Source organism: Thauera sp. ZXT1-4 (assembly GCF_052598215.2).
This window is the reverse complement of sequence record NZ_JBQWSN020000123.1, coordinates 1-761: the sequence shown is the minus strand read 5'-3', so window position 1 is coordinate 761 and position 761 is coordinate 1. Positions and strand designations below refer to the sequence as shown.

Annotated in this window: 2 protein-coding genes; both read left to right on the top strand. The window is 59.7% G+C overall.

Annotation, left to right across the window (positions count from 1 at the left end; all coding sequences use genetic code 11):
• Nucleotides 1-387: CopG family ribbon-helix-helix protein (locus ACUH78_RS19430; RefSeq protein ID WP_445334400.1), on the top strand; the 387-nt coding region annotated here is incomplete at its 5' end.
• On the top strand, nt 375-668 hold the full coding sequence (locus ACUH78_RS19425) for a type II toxin-antitoxin system RelE/ParE family toxin (RefSeq protein WP_445334399.1): 294 nt from the start codon (nt 375-377) through the stop codon (nt 666-668). The genes ACUH78_RS19430 and ACUH78_RS19425, both read left to right, overlap by 13 nt.
• Nucleotides 669-761: the final 93 nt, after the last annotated feature.

Genomic DNA, 761 nt, shown 5'->3' with positions numbered 1-761 from the left:
AAGATGTTTTCGGACAGGCGTCCGGTTTGGCCGCCTAATGATCGTTTGACGGACAGGGCAGAGCAGGAGGAACCGGAGTATCCTTCGGTATTACTTCGCGATAAGAGAAGAGTCATGGCAACCTCACTCAAGATTGACGACGCGTTGAAAGGTCGCGTCCAGCAACTCGCCGGTCAGCGACGCCGCTCGGCACACTGGATCATGCTTGAAGCGATCCAGCAGTACGTCGAGCGTGAGGAAGCCCGTGAACACTTCAAGCAGGAAGCCTTGGCATCGTGGGTGGCCTATCAAGAAACAGGTCAGCACCTGACAGGGCAGGAGGTTCGCACCTGGTTGAACACCTGGGGCACCGAAGACGAAACGACGGTGCCCGTGTGCCACACGTAATCGTCACCGCAGGCGCAGCGGAAGGCTTGGAGCGATGCCGCGAGTTCCTGGCCACCAAAGCACCAGAAGCCGCTCGACGGGCGGGTCAGGCGATCGAGCGGCAATTGCGGCTGCTGGAAACAGCCCCCGACATTGGCAGACCGTTCCCTGAGATGCCTGAACTGCGCGAGTTAGTGATTGCCTTCGGGGACTCCGGCTATGTCGCACTGTATCGGCATGAACAGACAGCTGATGCGGTGTATGTCTTGGCATTCCGGCATCAGAAGGAGGCCGGGTACTAACTCTCCACGCATCGCAAGCGGGCTTCAGCTTCTGCCCTCTGTTCTTCGACGAGACGCGCGTCCCGGTCGAGACCATCACGCTCGCCAACCCCG